Genomic DNA, 14,859 nt, shown 5'->3' with positions numbered 1-14,859 from the left:
GGCGCATCGAAGGACTCCCCGCAGTCAGCGTGACTTTGTACTAAAAAGAAGGGCATGCGCGCAACGTGACCGAGGCCGCGCTGCGAGTTGGTTTTTCCGATCTCTCGCACTTCAGCCGTGCATTCAAGAAAGTGTATGGCTTGTCTCCTCTGACGCTGAAAAGGCCCCGGTCGTAGCCGGAAGAAGCGATACGCAACCCAAATCCTCGTCCGCCGCGAACAAGCGGCGTGCATTCGCCAGCGCGCGCGCTTTAGCAAGCAGAGCGAATATCGAGTCTGGCGACACACGCGGCGGTGCATCACCAGTCAGCGGCGCGGATTTTAGCGATAACCGTTCAGAGTTTCGCCGGATTGCAAGCCAGAATCAGCAGTAGCCCAAAAATGATCGGCAGAATCGACACCAGCGCGAACGCCATATAGAACGTGCCCGTCGCATTCACGATAAAGCCGGTGAACAGTGGCGCGACGATGCCTGCGGTCGAGCCGATCCCGGTAGTCAGGCTCGACGCGGCGCCGCCGTGTTCCGGGCAGGCATCGATCGGAATGGCGAAAAATACCGGGTTCGCGATGAAATTGATGAAGCTGGCAACGCTGATCAGCGTGACGATCGCGTACGTATCAGACAGGACCAGCGTCAAGCTGATGATCGCGCCTGTCATGACCAGACACGTGCCTGCCAGATAGCTGCGTGCGAGGCGAAGGTTACGTGTGCGCCGATAAACGAAGTCGGAAACCGGTCCCGACAGGAGCGCACCTGCCGTCATTGACACCCACGGCAGAATGCCCAGATACGACACGTGCGCGAATGCGATATGCCGCTCACGCACGAGCCACGTCGGCAGGAAATTAAGCAGGAAGTACAGCACGTATGCGGAAGAGAAAAACGCGAGGCCGGTGAGCCACAGCGTGCGGCTGCGCAATACGAGACCCCACGGCACGGGCGGCACATGATGCTCGACGGCGTCACCGGGCAGTTGCGCGTTCGCTGCCGCTTGCGGCGTGTCGTGCACGAACAGCTTGCATAGAATCGCCCACGCGATGCCGATCGTGCCGAGCAGCAGGAACGGCGCCTGCCAGCCGTAATTCGCCGTGAGCCACACCGCGCAGGGGATCACCAGCAACGAACCCAATGGAATACCCGCTCCCATCAGCGATGCGGCGCGGCCGTGCTCCTCTTTTCCAAACCAGTTACCGATCAGTTGCGAGCCGCTGGGAAACACCACGCCTTCGCTGACGCCGAACAACAAACGCAACACGAAGAGGCTCGCGAAACCCGTTGCAACGGCAACCAGCGAGATTGCGCACGACCACAGCATCGAGAACCACACATAGGTGCGCTTTGGCCCCAGCCATGACACGATGCCGCCGCCGAAGAACACCATCACCACGTAACCCCAACCGAACGCGCTCGCGATGATGCCGAACTGGCGAATGTCGAGATGGAACGTTTTGATCAGCACCGGCGCGACTACGCCGAGCACGCCGCGATCGGCGTAGTTGATGATCGTGATGAGGAAGAGCAACCAGGCGATGGTCCATCGATTGCCACGGCTACCGACAGCCGTCTGTTCACTGTAGTCCGAAGCTTCCATGTCTGCTGTCTCCCCGACTGTGTCCCGCTGATGGGCTGACGAATGCGCGTCGCGGGAGGGTGTCCATAAACGGCAGCATCCGCCGAGGTCGCAAAAGGCAGCGTAGGAAACGTCCGCAATAATGTCAACAATTATGTCTTGACCATTAAAAATGAGCGCGTTTACTAGTGAAAACCCCTTGTTTCAGGTGGCTGCACAGTTTAGACAATATTGTTGACAAACCTACATCGCGTTACTACCATCGATTGCGACAGGTACACCGGGACAGCGAATGAAACGCAACAGCACCACGACGACGGGCAGTAACACGCGCGAACCGGTGACTTCAAAAAGCGGCGACGCAGCGAAGAGCGCGGCAAAAGCGGCTGGCAAGCCGGTGCTCACATCCGTTAAGCCAGTTGGGCAAGCGGCGAAGCGCGCAAGGGTCGCGAGGACCGCGAAGCCCGTCAAAAGCGACGACGTCTTTCATCTCTTGCGCGATCAGATCGTTTCGCATCAGATCGCACCTGGCAGCCGGTTGCGCGAACAGGAACTCGCCGACGAACACGCCATTCCACGCGCCAAGGTGCGTGACGTGCTCGCCAGGCTGGAGCAGCGCGGCCTGGTCGAGCGCATTCCTAATCGTGGCGCGATCGTGGTCAAGCTGGACGTATCGCAAGTTTTCGAATTTTACGAAGTGCGCGAAGTGCTCGAAGGTCTGCTCGTGCGGCTCGCCACCGAAAAAACCGATCCCGCCGAGTGGCAAGATCTGGTCGATCTGTTCGCGGGCCCGATGCAGACGTACGTGGATAGCTGCAACTATGAAGCTTTTCTCACGGGCTACGCGCTGTTTCGCCAGCGCATCCTCGATGCCGCGAGCAATCCGGTGCTCAGCGCGATGATCGACGGCATCTATGAAAAAACACAGGCGGTGATCCGTCGCGTGATCATTCTGCCGGGACGCGCCGAACAGGGACTCAAGGAGCACCGCGCGGTGCTGGAAGCCATGCGCCGCGGCGATGCGCAGGAAGCCGAGCGCTGCCGTCGCGAGAACATGAAAAGCGCGCGCGAATTCATCAAGCGATACAAGAATTTCATCGTCTGAATGGTTTGTGTGACGCACGCGTGCAATCTTTGCGCGACGCAGGGAGTGACAGATGTCGCAGACACAACAGCAAGACGAGCAGAAAGCCGGGCCGGTGCGGCAAGGGCCACTCGCCGGGCTCCGCGTGCTCGAACTCGGGTCCACGATCGCGGGCCCGTTCTGCGGCCGGCTACTCGCCGATTTTGGCGCGGAAGTCATCAAGATCGAGCCGCCCGAAGGCGACGCGTTGCGCACGATGGGCAAGCAGTACGAAGGGAAGTCCTTGTATGCGGCGAGTTTGCTGCGTAATCGCGAACTCGTGTCGATCGACCTGCGCGCACCGGCCGGCCAGGCGCTTGTCAAACGGCTTGCCGCGCGCTGCGATTGCCTCGTCGAAAATTTCCGACCGGGTGGTCTGGAGAAATGGGGGCTTGGTTACGGCGAACTTTGCGCATTGAACCCCGGACTCGTGATGGTGCGCATCAGCGGATTCGGTCAGACCGGGCCTTATCGGGAACGCGCCGGCTATGGCGTGATCGGCGAAGCGGTCAGCGGTTTGCGCCACATCACCGGTGACCCGGACCGGCCGCCAGCGCGAGTCGCGGTGTCGCTGACCGACTACTGTACCGGGCTCTACGCGGCCTTCGGCGCGGTGATGGCGCTGCTCGCACGCGGCCGCACGGGTGTCGGACAGTGCGTGGATGCGGCGCTCTATGAGTGCGCGTTCAGTTTCATGGAGCCGCATATTCCCGCGTTTGAAAAGCTCGGCATCGTCGCGGGCCGGACCGGTTCGCGCCTGCCTGACAGCACGCCTAACAATCTCTATGCGTCGGCCGAGGGTGAGTTCATCCACATCACCGCGATGGGCAATGCGGTCTTTAAACGGCTCACCCAGGCAATGCAACAGCCGGCGCTCGCCGACGATCCGCGGTTCAGCAGCGGCTTGGCGCGATCCGAGCATCACGAGGCACTCGACCATCTGATCGGGGAGTGGACAGCCATGCATTCGCTGACCCAACTCGAAGCCATGCTGAGGGAGGCCGACGTGCCTGCTACGCGCATCTACACGATGAAGGACGTATTCGCCGACGCTCACTTCAAGTCGCGCGACATGCTCGTACCGGTCGCCGACGAACAGCTCGGGACTGTGACCATGGCAGGCGTGGTGCCGAAGCTGAGCGATACGCCGGGACGGCTGCGCCAGAGCGGCGGCGCCGTGGGTCGCGATACGCGCCGGGTGTTACACGAACTTGCGGATGTGTCGGATGAGGAACTGGCGCGTCTGGTTGCGGGCGGTGTGATTCACATCGCCGATAGCGTCACGCCAGCAGATTCCGCTTCCGTATGAACGCCTCGCCATGGACGAACACGCCGTGAAAGCATCTGAACGCCAACAAGACGTTGCATCGCCAGCGGCGGACGCGCCACGCAGTGGCGAAGCCGGTCCGCAGTCCGAGTTCGAGCGTCGGCGTGCGGCGGCGCTTGCGATGGGCGGTCCTGCCAAGCTCGAAAAGCGCCGCGCGCAGGGCATGCTGAATGCGCGGGAACGCATCGACCGCCTCGTCGATGAGAACAGCTTCATCGAATCAGGATTGTTCGCCACGTCGTCGGTTTCGGAAGCCGACCGTAGCCGCACGCCGGCGGACGGCAAAGTCGTCGGCTACGCGCGTGTGAATGGCCGCGAGGTAGCGGTGGTATCGAACGACTTCACGGTGCTGGGCGCATCCAGCAGCGCGACCAACGGCAAGAAGATTGCGCAGATGAAGCGCGTCGCGACGCAGCGCGGTTTGCCGCTGATTTTTCTGGGCGAATCGTCCGGCGCGCGAATGCCCGATACGATGGGCGCGCGTGGCATGGGCAGCACGCTCGGTGCGGACCCGACGCAATACCAGCGAACCCGCGAAACGCCGTGGGCTGCCGCGGTGCTGGGTTTTTGCTATGGATCGTCAACGTGGTACACGGCGCTTTCCGATTTCAGCGTGATGCGCAAAGGCGCGATCCTTGCCGTGTCTAGTCCGCAGCTGGTCTCGCTGGCGGTGAAGGAAGCGATCGACCCGGAAGAACTCGGCGGCTGGCGATTGCATGCCCAGATGACCGGCCTCGTCGATCGCGTCGTGGATAGCGACGAAGAAGCGCTCGACGCCATCCGCACGTTTCTCGACTATCTGCCGAGCCATTGCAACGAAGCGCCGCCCATGCGAGCGGTGCCGGCCGGTTCCGGTGCGGCGATGCGCGAGATCGGCGCGCTGTTACCGCAGCAGCGCACGCAGGTCTACGACGTGCGCAAGATCCTGCAGGCCGTGGTCGATCGCGACAGCCTCTTCGAACTGAAAGCGCGCTTCGGTAAAGTCGCGGTGACGGCGCTGGCGCGGTTAAATGGGCAGACGATCGGCATCATCGCGAACAATCCGCTCCACAAGGGCGGCGCGCTCGATACCGACGCGTGCGAGAAGATCACCAGCTTCATCGTGCTGTGCGATTCGTTCAATATTCCTCTCGTGATGTTCGTCGACACGCCGGGCTTCATCATTGGCCTCGACGCGGAACGCAAACGCGCGCCCGGAAAAATCATGAATTTCATGAGCGCGCTTGCGCTCGTGACCGTCCCCAAGCTTTCCATCATTTTGCGCAAGAGCTATGGCCAGGCTTACCTGAATATGGGGGGCGGTCGCAATTCCGATGAAGTCGCCGCGTGGCCGAGCGCGGAAGTCAGCTTCATGAACCCGCACTACGCGGCGCAGATCGTGCACGGCGTCGAGCCTGGCAACGACGCGTTCGACGACCTGCTGCAGCAGATGGACAAGGACAGCAGCGCGTACGACATCGCCGGCAACTACGGCGTCCAGCATGTGATCCAGCCGCACGACACACGTGACTACCTGATTCGTATGCTCGACGTGCATCGGTTACGTTTGACGAATGGCGTCGGCGCGCATCTGATGCGTACCTGGCCTTCCACCTTCTAGACGCCGCGTGCCCAACAATCAAAAGCGAGGAGGCTGAATGAGCAGGTACGAGATGAAAGCCGAAGTCACCGGGTCGGTCTGGAAAGTGTTGAAGGCGCCCGGCGACGCGGTGGTCGAAGGCGACGTGCTGATCATCTTCGAATCGATGAAGATGGAAATTCCGCTCATCGCCGAGGATGCGGGCACCGTTACCGAGATTCTCGTCGCCGAAGGCCAGTCGGTCGCGGAAGGCGACACGGTGGTGGTGCTGCAATCGTCATAGCCCGTTCACCGGACACCACAGGAATGCGCGCGCTAGGGAGCGGAGGATATGGACGAGGACTGGCAGGCTGAAGCGGATGAAATCGCCTTGCGGCACCGATGGGCGGAGGAACTGGGCGGCGCGGAGGCGATCGCGCGGCAGCATGCGCAGGGACGGCTGACGATTCGCGAACGTGTGGAACGACTCGTCGACGCCGGCTCGTTTCAGGAAATCGGCAAGCTCGCCGGCAACGGCGTCTACGAGAACGGCAGCGTGCAGAAAGTCGTGCCGGCGCCATACGTTGCCGGTCTTGCGAATCTCGATGGCCGGCCGGTCGCGATCGGCGGCGAAGACTTCACTGTGCGCGGCGGCACGAGCTGGGGCGGTGATCGCAGGAAAGGCGGGCAGGGCGGCTTCGTCGAGGATCTGGCCTATAACTACCGCATTCCGTTGATCAACCTGGTCGACGGCGCGGGCGGCACGGTGAATACCGCGAAACGCAAAGGCCACACGGTGTTTCCCGGTGTGCACGGATTCGAACGGTCGGTGCAACTGCTGGGTGTCGTGCCAGTCGTAAGCGCGGTGCTAGGCACGGCCGCGGGCGGCCCGGCCGGACGCGCGATCCTGTCGCATTGGTCGGTCATGATCAGGAACACGAGCCAGGTATTCGCGGCGGGGCCGCCCGTGGTCGAACGGTCGCTGGGGCAGAAGGTCAGCAAGGAAGAGCTCGGCGGCGCGCGCGTGGCGGTGGATGTGGCCGGCACGATCGACCACGCCGCCGATAGCGAGGCGGACGCGTTCGCGCTGATGCGGCGCTTTCTTGGCTATCTGCCGCAAAACGTGTACGAGCTGCCGCCGGTGGTGCGCTGCGAAGACCCAGTCGATCGCGCTGACGAGGGGTTGCTCAGCATCGTGCCGCGCGATCGCCGCAAGCCATACAACATGCGCAAACTGATCGGCATGATCGTCGATCGCGATTCGTTGTTCGAGATTCAACCCAGCTTCGGCAAGGCGCTTATCACGGGCTTTGCGCGGCTGAACGGAAGCGTGGTCGGTATCGTCGCGAACAACCCGATGGTCGCGGGCGGTGCGATGGACGTGAAGGCCGCGCGCAAGCAGATCCATTTCGTCGAGTTGTGCGACACCTTTCATGTGCCGCTAGTGTTTCTCGTCGACGTGCCGGGATTCATGGTGGGCACGCAGGCCGAGGCCGCCGCGACGCTGCGCGAAGGCATGCGTGCGGTGTATGTCGGCCTGCAGGTCACTGTGCCAATGCTGACAGTCGTGATCCGCAAGTGCTATGGCATGGCCGGTATGAGCACGACCGACAAAAACGGCCTCGATCTGAAGCTCGCGTGGCCCTCGGCGGAGTGGGGGTCGCTGCCGGTAGAAGGCGGTGTCGCGGCGGCGTTCAAGCGCGAGATTCAGGGCGCGCCTGATCCGCTCGCGCGGCAACACGAACTCGAAGAGCAATTGCGTGCGCTTGCTTCGCCGTTCCGTACCGCGGAGGCGTTTGGCGTCGAGGACGTGATCGACCCGCGACAGACGCGGCGCTATTTGTGTCGCTTCATCGACGCGGTGCAGGGACGTATGAAGGCCGATGTCGGTCCGAAGCTGCGCGCGGGTGTGCGGCCGTGAAGCTGCGCCCCCGGCGCCATCAAGTCCATCGGGAGAGCCATGTTCAACAAGGTTCTGATTGCCAATCGCGGCGCAATCGCAGCACGCGTGGTGCGCGCGCTGCGGCACATGAAGATCGCCTCGGTCGTCGTGTATTCCGAGGCTGACCGCGATTTACCGTACGTCGCGCAGGCAGATCAGGCGATCTGCATCGGCGAGGCGGCGCCGGCGGCAAGTTACCTGAACGTCGACGCGCTGCTCGCGGCAATCCGTCAAAGCGCAGCAGACGCCGTGCATCCCGGCTATGGCTTTCTGTCGGAAAATCCGGAATTCGCCGATGCCGTCGGTGCGCTCGGCGCGACTTTCATCGGACCGCAGGCGCGATGGCTGCGCGCCATGGGTCACAAGACGGCGGCCAGGGATTTGATGGGGCGGCACGGCATGCCCCTCAATCCGAGCAGCGGCGTTTTATGCGGCTCGCTGGACGAACAGATCGAAGCAGTGCGACGCGTTGGCTTTCCGGTGCTGGTGAAGCCGGTCGCGGGCGGCGGCGGCATTGGCATGCTGCCGGCACGCGACGAAGCGGAACTCGGCGATGCTTTGGTCCGCGCGCGGTCCATGTCGCAGCGCAGCTTCGGCAATGCGGACGTCTATGCGGAGAGGCTCATCGAGCGCCCGCGTCACATTGAGTTCCAGTTGCTGGCCGACAAATATGGCCAGGTCAGACATCTGTTCGAGCGAGACTGTTCGATCCAGCGCCGTCACCAGAAAGTCATCGAAGAATCGCCTGCGCCCCGCCTGCCACGCGCGCTGATCGACGAGACCGGAACGCGCATCGCGCGTATTCTTGGCGAGCTCGGTTATGACGTGATCGGGACGGCAGAGATGCTGTACGGCCCGGATGGTTCGCTAAGCTTTCTGGAGATGAATACGCGTCTGCAGGTCGAACACGCGGTTACCGAGGCGATCACAGGCATTGATCTGGTTCAGGCACAGATCCGTCTCGCAGCGGGCGAGCGGCTCGACACTGTGTTGCCCGCCGCGATCGAGACGGTTGGTCATGCGATCGAGGTGCGCGTCTACGCCGAAGATCCGCGGCGCTTCTTTCCGTCGCCCGGCCAACTGACCGTGTTTCGACCGCCTTGCGCGCACGGCGTGCGTGTCGAAACAGGCTACGGCGAGGGCGACCGGGTCACGCCGTTTTATGACCCCATGCTTGCCAAGGTCATCGTGCATGCAGCGACTCGCGAGCGGGCCATCGACGAGATGCTGGACGCGCTGGCCGCATTCGAGGTCGCCGGCGTGAAGACCAACATCCCATTCGCCGCCAATGTGCTGCGCAGTGAGCCATTTCGGGCTGGTAACGTGCACACGCAACTCGCTACGGCGTTGGTGGCTGCCGCGTAGCTGCAGGCGCCATGAGGAAACCGGAGGTCAAAGCGATGACAACACGCGTAAAGCGTTGGCGCCGCGTAAAGACCATAGGCACACAACCCGAGCTTCACTCTGCCGCGGCTTGCCGGGTTCGCTCAGTCATGCGTGACGGTCATTCCGCACGCGTCAGGTAACAGCATTGCTGGCAGCCGCCGTGCGGCCGCGCAGCCAGGTGATGCTCGCGAAGAGCAGCAGCGCGAACACGATCAGCATCGTCGCCACGGCGAGGATCGACGGGTCGATCGAATCGCGAATACCGCTCCACATCTGCCGAGGCACGGTTGTTTGATCCGGGCCGCCGATGAACAGAATGACGATCACCTCGTCGAACGACGTCGCGAAAGCGAACACGCTGCCGGTCGCGACCGCTGGCGTGATGAGCGGCAAGGTCACGCGCCTGAATGTGGCCCAGGGCGTCGCGCCAAGCCCGGACGCGGCGCGCAACAGGCTTTGGTCGAACGAGAGCAGCGACGCGGTCACGGTGATCACGACGAACGGTGTGCCGAGCGCCGCATGGGCCAGCACGACGCCGGGATACGAGTTCACCAGGCCGAGCGGCGCGAAAATCAGATAGAAGCCCGCGGCGACGACGACAATCGGCACGATCATCGGCGAGATCAGGATCGGCATGATCAGCGAGCGCAGTGGGAATTGCGCGCGCGAAATGCCGAGCGCGGCGAGCGTGCCGAGACACGTGGCGATCAGCGTCGATGCCGCGCCGATGCCGATGCTGTTCAGCAGCGAGCGTTGCCACGCCGCGCTCGTGAGCGCTTGCTCGTACCAGCGCAGCGAAAAGCCTTGCAGCGGATACGAGAAGTAGGAACCCGAATTGAACGAGAGCGGGATGATCGCGAGAATCGGTGCGACCAGAAAGAACAGTACGAGCGCCGTGTGCAGCCGCACCCAACGCGCGGCGACGCGTTCCGTCAGCACCGTATTGCGTTGATCTTGCATGGGGTTCCCTCGTCGTGTCCGCATGGTTCAACCGGGTCTTAACCGAAGCGCAAGCGGTCGATGCCGACGAGGCGGTTAAACAGGAAATAAAAGATCGCCGTGAAGATCACGAGATAGGCCGAGAGCGCACCAGCGAGCCCCCAATTGAGTTGCGTGTTGGTCTGGATCGCAATCAGCTGACTGATCATTTCGTCGCCTGCGCCGCCGAGCAGCGCGGGCGTGATGTAGTAGCCGAGCGCGAGCACGAATACGAGAAAGCAGCCGGCACCCACGCCCGGTAGCGTCTGCGGCATGTAGATGCGCACGAAGGCGACGAACGGATGTGCGCCGAGCGACTGGGCGGCGCGCACGTACACGGGCGACACGCTTTTCATTACCGAGTAGATCGCCAGAATCATGTAGGGCAACAGCACGTGCGTCATGCCGATCAGCACACCCGCGCGGTTGAAGACGAGCGGCAACGGATGGGTCGTGAGGCCGAGCCCCATCAGCAGGCTATTGATCACGCCGCCGGGCTGCAGCAACACGTACCACGCGGTCGTGCGCACGAGCACCGAGGTCCAGAACGGTACGATCACGAACAGCATCAGGCGGTTGCTGCTTTTCGCGGGCAAATTGGCAAGCAGCCATGCGACCGGATAGCCGAACACGAGGCACAGCAGCGTGACCGTGGCGCTGATCGAGATCGTGCGCACGAACGCCTGCCGATAGATCGACGCGTTGTCCGGCACGAACGCGACCGAGCCTTGCGGCGTCACTTGCGCATCGACGGCCGCGAGCAGAAAGTCCGGCGTCGGCGATATGGCGGCGCGCTTCAGCAGACGCCAGGTCTCGGGCAGATTCCAGCGTTCGTCGAGTTCGACGAGTGCCGGTTTCCATGCCGGCGGCGCGTCGGCGGGCAACTGACGCGCGGTGCGCATCAACAGGCTACGGAACTCGGCCTGATCGAAGTTCAGCCGCCTTGCGACCGTGCCCAACTGTCCGCTTTGCTGCGCGTCGCGCAGCCCCGCGGCGAGCAGCGCGAACACGCGTTCGTCCGGCACCCCGCGGCCGTCCCATGCATCCAGCGCGCGCGCGAGCGCGGGCATGCTGTCCGGCACTTCGTGATTCTGCACGCTGCGCGCGAGCAGCAGCGCGATCGGCGCGATGAACGTGGAAAGCAGGAACACGACCAGCGGCAGCGCGAGCAACAGCGCCTGCAGCGACGCACGGCGGCGCGCCTTCTGAAACGATGCGCGGCCGTCGGCTCTCGTCGGAGAGCCCGGGGCTGTGGCTCGGGCCGAAGCGGGCATGGGGGTAGTCAATTGGCTCTCGTCGGACGATCGTGTTACTGCGTCAGCCACACCTGGAAGCGCTTATTGATCTGGTCCGCGTTGTCGGCCCAGAAATTCGCGTTGATCTGCAACGCGCGCTTGAAGTTTTGCGGGGCGGTCGGCAGATCGGCGAGGCGTTGCTTGTCGACCAGCGCGATGGCGTCCTTGCGCGGCGGCGCATACGCGATGTACTTCGACAGGTCCGCATACGCCTTCGGCTGCGAAGCGGAGACGATGAATTTCTGTGCGGCGTCGGCATGCTTGGCGCCGGTCGGCACACCCCACCAGTCGAAGTCGTAAACTTGCGCGTCCCAGACGGTCTTGAACGGCTTGTTGTCCTTCTTCGCGGCGTCGGAAATGCGGCCGTTATAGGCCTGCGTCATCACGACCGCGCCGTCGGCAAGCAACTGCGGCGCCTGGGCACCCGATTCCCACCACACGATGTTCGGCTTGATCGTGTCGAGTTTCTTGAACGCACGATCGACGCCGGCGGGCGTCGCGAGCACCTTGTAGACATCTTTCGGATCGACGCCGTCCGCGATCAACGCCCATTCCATCGTGACCTTCGGCGACTTGCGCAGGCCGCGCTTGCCGGGGAATTTCTGCAGGTCGAAAAAGTCGTTGACGGTAGTCGGCGCGGTTTTCAGCTTGCTCGCGTCATACGCGTAGACCGTCGACCACACCATGCTGGCAACCGCGCAATCGCTGATCGTGCCGGGGATGAAGTCGCTGGTCTTGCCGAGCGACTTCTTGTCGAATTTCTGCAGCAGGCCTTCGTCGCAGGCGGTGATCGCGTCGTTCGTTTCGAGGTCGATCAGGTCCCACGTGGTGTTCTTCGCCTGCTCCATCGCGGAGAGTTTCGCCAGTCCGCCGTCGTACGATTCGGTCGAGAAGCCGATGCCGGTAGCCTGCGTGAACGGCTCGAAATAAGCCTTTTTTGCAGCCGCTTCATAGGCGCCGCCAAACGTCACGACGGAGAGCGTCTCCGCAGCCTGGACGGTGACGGTCGTGAACGCGAGTGCGGCGAGTGCGGCGCTTTGTACTTTGATGAGAGTGCGCATGTCAGTTGGCTCCTGCTGGTGCGGTCGTGATGATGGAAGGTGAGAGCGGTGGGGATACAGCGATCGCTGGCGCGCTGCGTGGCACGCTTGTCGCGAGAATCTTGCAGTCGTCGTGGCGCCATGCGATCTCGATCGCGCTACCGGGCGAAGGCAGTGCATGGCGTTGCGTATTGGGCACCTTCACCACGAAGGAGTCGCGCGAACCGAGCGCGAGATGCACGCGGTGATGATCGCCGCAATACACCAGTTCTTCCACTTGCGCGCGCACCACGTTGCTGTGTTCGTCGACGGATGAACCATCGGCGCCAGCGATATGCGCGCGTTCGGGGCGTAGCGCGAGCATGGCTTCGTCGCCCGCTCGCAGACCGGCTTCGCAGCGGCCGCGAATGACGCTGCCGTCCGACAGCGCGAGCGTCGCCCACTCATCGTTCGCATTGACGACGCGCCCGGTCAGCCCATTGTTCTCGCCGACGAAGTTGGCGACGAACGCGTTCTGCGCGTTCTCGTACAGCTCGCTGGGCGTCGCCGCCTGCTGAATCCGGCCATCGGAAAACACCGCCACACGATCCGACATCGTCAGCGCTTCGGCCTGGTCGTGCGTCACATAGACGATCGTCAGCGACAGCTCGCGATGCAGGCGCATGATTTCGTATTGCATGGTCTCGCGCAGGCGCTTGTCGAGCGCGCCGAGCGGCTCGTCCATCAGCACGACGCTGGGTTCGAACACGAGCGCGCGCGCGAGCGCCACACGCTGCTGCTGCCCGCCGGAGAGCTGCGACGGTCGCCGGTTCGCCAGATGCGGCAGTTCGATCATCTCCAGCGCGCGCTTCACGCGCGTTTTCTGTTCGGCGCGGCTCACGCGCCGCACCGAGAGCGGAAACGCCACATTCTCCGCAATCGTCAGATGCGGAAAGAGCGCGTAGTTCTGGAACACCATGCCGATGTCGCGCTGATGCGGAGGCTTGTCGTCGAGCCGCCGCCCATCGAGGCGGATCTCGCCGCGGGTCGGCGATTCGAACCCCGCCAGCATCATCAGCGTCGTCGTCTTGCCCGAGCCCGAAGGACCGAGCAGCGATAGAAATTCTCCCTTGCGCACATCGAGGTTCAAGTCATCGACGACGTATTGCGCGCCGTCGTACGACTTGCTCACGCCCGAGAACGAAATGAAGGAAGGCTTTGACATCGTGAAGGGTTCCTGTCGATGGGGCGCCGTAATCAATGCGTGCCGGACCGCGCCACACCGACCTTGCTCGCGATATAGCGCGCAAAGTCGTAGTTAGGGCGTTCGAGATGGCTCAGGTGACCGGGCTTCGCGAACGGCGCCTGCACGCCGCGAAACACGGCCTGCACGCCGCGTCTGTCTTCCGCGTTCACTTCGTCAAGTAGCTTCTTCAATGTCGTCATGTGCGCGTTGGCCTCGGGGTCGGCAATGAACTCCGGCGCAAGCCCGCCACCGAAGCGGATATGCACGCGATTGACCCCTTGGGGCTGCAACACCAGATACCAGAAGTAACCCGGCGTCAGCGTGACGAGATGGGTCGGATAGATCGCCAGTAGCGCGGTGGTCTTGCGCCAACGTCCGGTGAGGCGCGTGTTGTCCGGATGCGCGTTGCCGATAGGCAGCGACGCTTCCTTCGTGATCCAGTGATAGTTGAAAGCTGAATGACCCGGCGGGCATTCCATGTCCTCGAGCCGTGAATGCGGTCCGACTGTCGCGCGATGCAGCATGGGCAGGTGGTAACTTTCCATGAAGTTTTCCGCGAGAATCTTCCAGTTCGTCTCCCACACGTGCTCTTCGTAGAACGTCTCGACGTAGTCCGACATGCCGTATGCACCGACAAGCTCGCTCAGTTCGGCAAGCTGTGAGTGAATGGGCGGCGCGTTCTGGTCGAGCGTGACGTAGATCCAGCCCTGCCATTGCTCGCAGCGCACGGCGGGAAGCTTGTAATTTTCCTTGCAGAAGCCCGGTTGCCGGTCCATCAGAGGAGCGCCTTGCAGCGCGCCGTCGAGCGAATAGTTCCACGCGTGATAGGGGCAGACGACGCGGCGCACGTTGCCGCGTCCTTCGAGCAGCACCGACATGCGATGCAGGCATACGTTCGACATCGCTTTGAGCTGCATCTGTTCGTCGCGCAGTACGACGATCGGCTGCGCGCCGATGCGCGTCGTCATGTAATCGCCGGGTGCGTTGAGCGCGCTGGCGCGGCCGACGCATTGCCATTCGCGCTCGAAGATCGCGCGCTCTTCCAGTGCGAGGAACTCGGGCGATGTATAGACACCCGGCGGCATCGCATGCGCGTCACTGAAGGGCCGTTCGCAACCCGTTCGCAGCTCGTCGACAAGCGCTTCTACTGTGAGAGTCCTGGCCGGGTGGGTCATGGTGTCTTTCTCGATTCGTCACGGTGAAAGCGCGGCAACGGAAGGTTTTGCGGCGCGGCGCTCAACATGGACACCAATCTATCAAGCCAAATTGCAAGCCAAAATATTGTTTTTAGATACAACGCAAAGCTTTTTCCTATGCAGCGCCGCACGGGCGCAACAACGAGTGTCGCGCTTTCCTGTTCATGCGTCCAGATGCAGGCGCCGAATATAGGTTTCGCAGAACGACGTGAAACGATG

13 protein-coding genes are annotated in these 14,859 nt (G+C 62.7%); 7 read left to right on the top strand and 6 right to left on the bottom strand.

Going from position 1 to position 14,859, the window contains the following annotated elements:
- The first annotated feature begins 65 nt into the window (after positions 1-65).
- Positions 66-176 carry a helix-turn-helix domain-containing protein gene (locus VGH68_RS07285; RefSeq protein WP_331602880.1) on the top strand — a complete coding sequence of 37 codons (111 nt, stop codon included), beginning with the start codon at positions 66-68 and terminating at the stop codon, positions 174-176.
- A gap of 158 nt (positions 177-334) precedes the next feature.
- Here VGH68_RS07285 and VGH68_RS07280 read toward each other — a convergent pair whose 3' ends face one another.
- Positions 335-1,591 carry an MFS transporter gene (locus tag VGH68_RS07280; RefSeq protein WP_331602879.1) on the bottom strand — a complete coding sequence of 419 codons (1,257 nt, stop codon included), beginning with the start codon at positions 1,589-1,591 and terminating at the stop codon, positions 335-337.
- Between the two features lie 271 nt (positions 1,592-1,862).
- On the opposite strand from VGH68_RS07280, the gene VGH68_RS07275 reads away from it, so the two are divergent.
- The 6 genes from VGH68_RS07275 to VGH68_RS07250 are packed head-to-tail and all read left to right on the top strand — an operon-like array spanning position 1,863 to position 8,885.
- Positions 1,863-2,675, top strand: coding sequence for a GntR family transcriptional regulator (locus tag VGH68_RS07275; RefSeq protein WP_331602878.1), 813 nt, complete (start codon positions 1,863-1,865; stop codon positions 2,673-2,675).
- A gap of 52 nt (positions 2,676-2,727) precedes the next feature.
- Positions 2,728-4,002, top strand: a complete 1,275-nt coding sequence (locus VGH68_RS07270) for a CaiB/BaiF CoA-transferase family protein (RefSeq protein ID WP_331602877.1) — start codon at positions 2,728-2,730, stop codon at positions 4,000-4,002.
- 25 nt (positions 4,003-4,027) lie between these two features.
- Complete coding sequence (locus tag VGH68_RS07265) at positions 4,028-5,620, top strand: acyl-CoA carboxylase subunit beta (RefSeq protein ID WP_331602876.1); 1,593 nt, start codon at positions 4,028-4,030, stop codon at positions 5,618-5,620.
- Positions 5,621-5,657: 37 nt separating this feature from the next.
- On the top strand, positions 5,658-5,882 hold the full coding sequence (locus VGH68_RS07260) for a biotin/lipoyl-binding carrier protein (protein ID WP_331602875.1): 225 nt from the start codon (positions 5,658-5,660) through the stop codon (positions 5,880-5,882).
- A 48-nt stretch (positions 5,883-5,930) separates the two neighbouring features.
- Entirely contained in the window at positions 5,931-7,499 is a 1,569-nt protein-coding gene (locus VGH68_RS07255; protein ID WP_331602874.1) for an acyl-CoA carboxylase subunit beta, read from the top strand.
- Between the two features lie 39 nt (positions 7,500-7,538).
- Entirely contained in the window at positions 7,539-8,885 is a 1,347-nt protein-coding gene (locus VGH68_RS07250) for an acetyl-CoA carboxylase biotin carboxylase subunit (RefSeq protein WP_331602873.1), read from the top strand.
- 153 nt (positions 8,886-9,038) lie between these two features.
- On the opposite strand, the gene VGH68_RS07245 is transcribed toward VGH68_RS07250, so the two are convergent.
- Genes VGH68_RS07245 through VGH68_RS07225 form a run of 5 tightly spaced genes read right to left on the bottom strand, consistent with a single transcriptional unit; the run spans position 9,039 to position 14,619 of the window.
- Positions 9,039-9,866, bottom strand: coding sequence for an ABC transporter permease (locus VGH68_RS07245; RefSeq protein ID WP_331602872.1), 828 nt, complete (start codon positions 9,864-9,866; stop codon positions 9,039-9,041).
- Positions 9,867-9,904: 38 nt separating this feature from the next.
- Positions 9,905-11,158, bottom strand: coding sequence for an ABC transporter permease (locus tag VGH68_RS07240; protein WP_331602881.1), 1,254 nt, complete (start codon positions 11,156-11,158; stop codon positions 9,905-9,907).
- A 35-nt stretch (positions 11,159-11,193) separates the two neighbouring features.
- Positions 11,194-12,240, bottom strand: coding sequence for an ABC transporter substrate-binding protein (locus tag VGH68_RS07235; protein WP_331602871.1), 1,047 nt, complete (start codon positions 12,238-12,240; stop codon positions 11,194-11,196).
- A 1-nt stretch (position 12,241) separates the two neighbouring features.
- Positions 12,242-13,423, bottom strand: coding sequence for an ABC transporter ATP-binding protein (locus VGH68_RS07230; RefSeq protein ID WP_331602870.1), 1,182 nt, complete (start codon positions 13,421-13,423; stop codon positions 12,242-12,244).
- A gap of 32 nt (positions 13,424-13,455) precedes the next feature.
- Positions 13,456-14,619 (bottom strand): SRPBCC family protein, encoded by a 1,164-nt coding sequence (locus VGH68_RS07225; protein ID WP_331602868.1) that lies wholly within the window; start codon positions 14,617-14,619, stop codon positions 13,456-13,458.
- Between the last annotated feature and the right edge of the window lie 240 nt (positions 14,620-14,859).

It is taken from the genome of Paraburkholderia sp., assembly GCF_036488505.1.
In the GTDB taxonomy this organism is placed as follows: domain Bacteria; phylum Pseudomonadota; class Gammaproteobacteria; order Burkholderiales; family Burkholderiaceae; genus Paraburkholderia.
The sequence above is the reverse complement of the archived record's forward strand: the minus strand, read 5'-3'. Positions and strand labels throughout refer to the sequence as shown.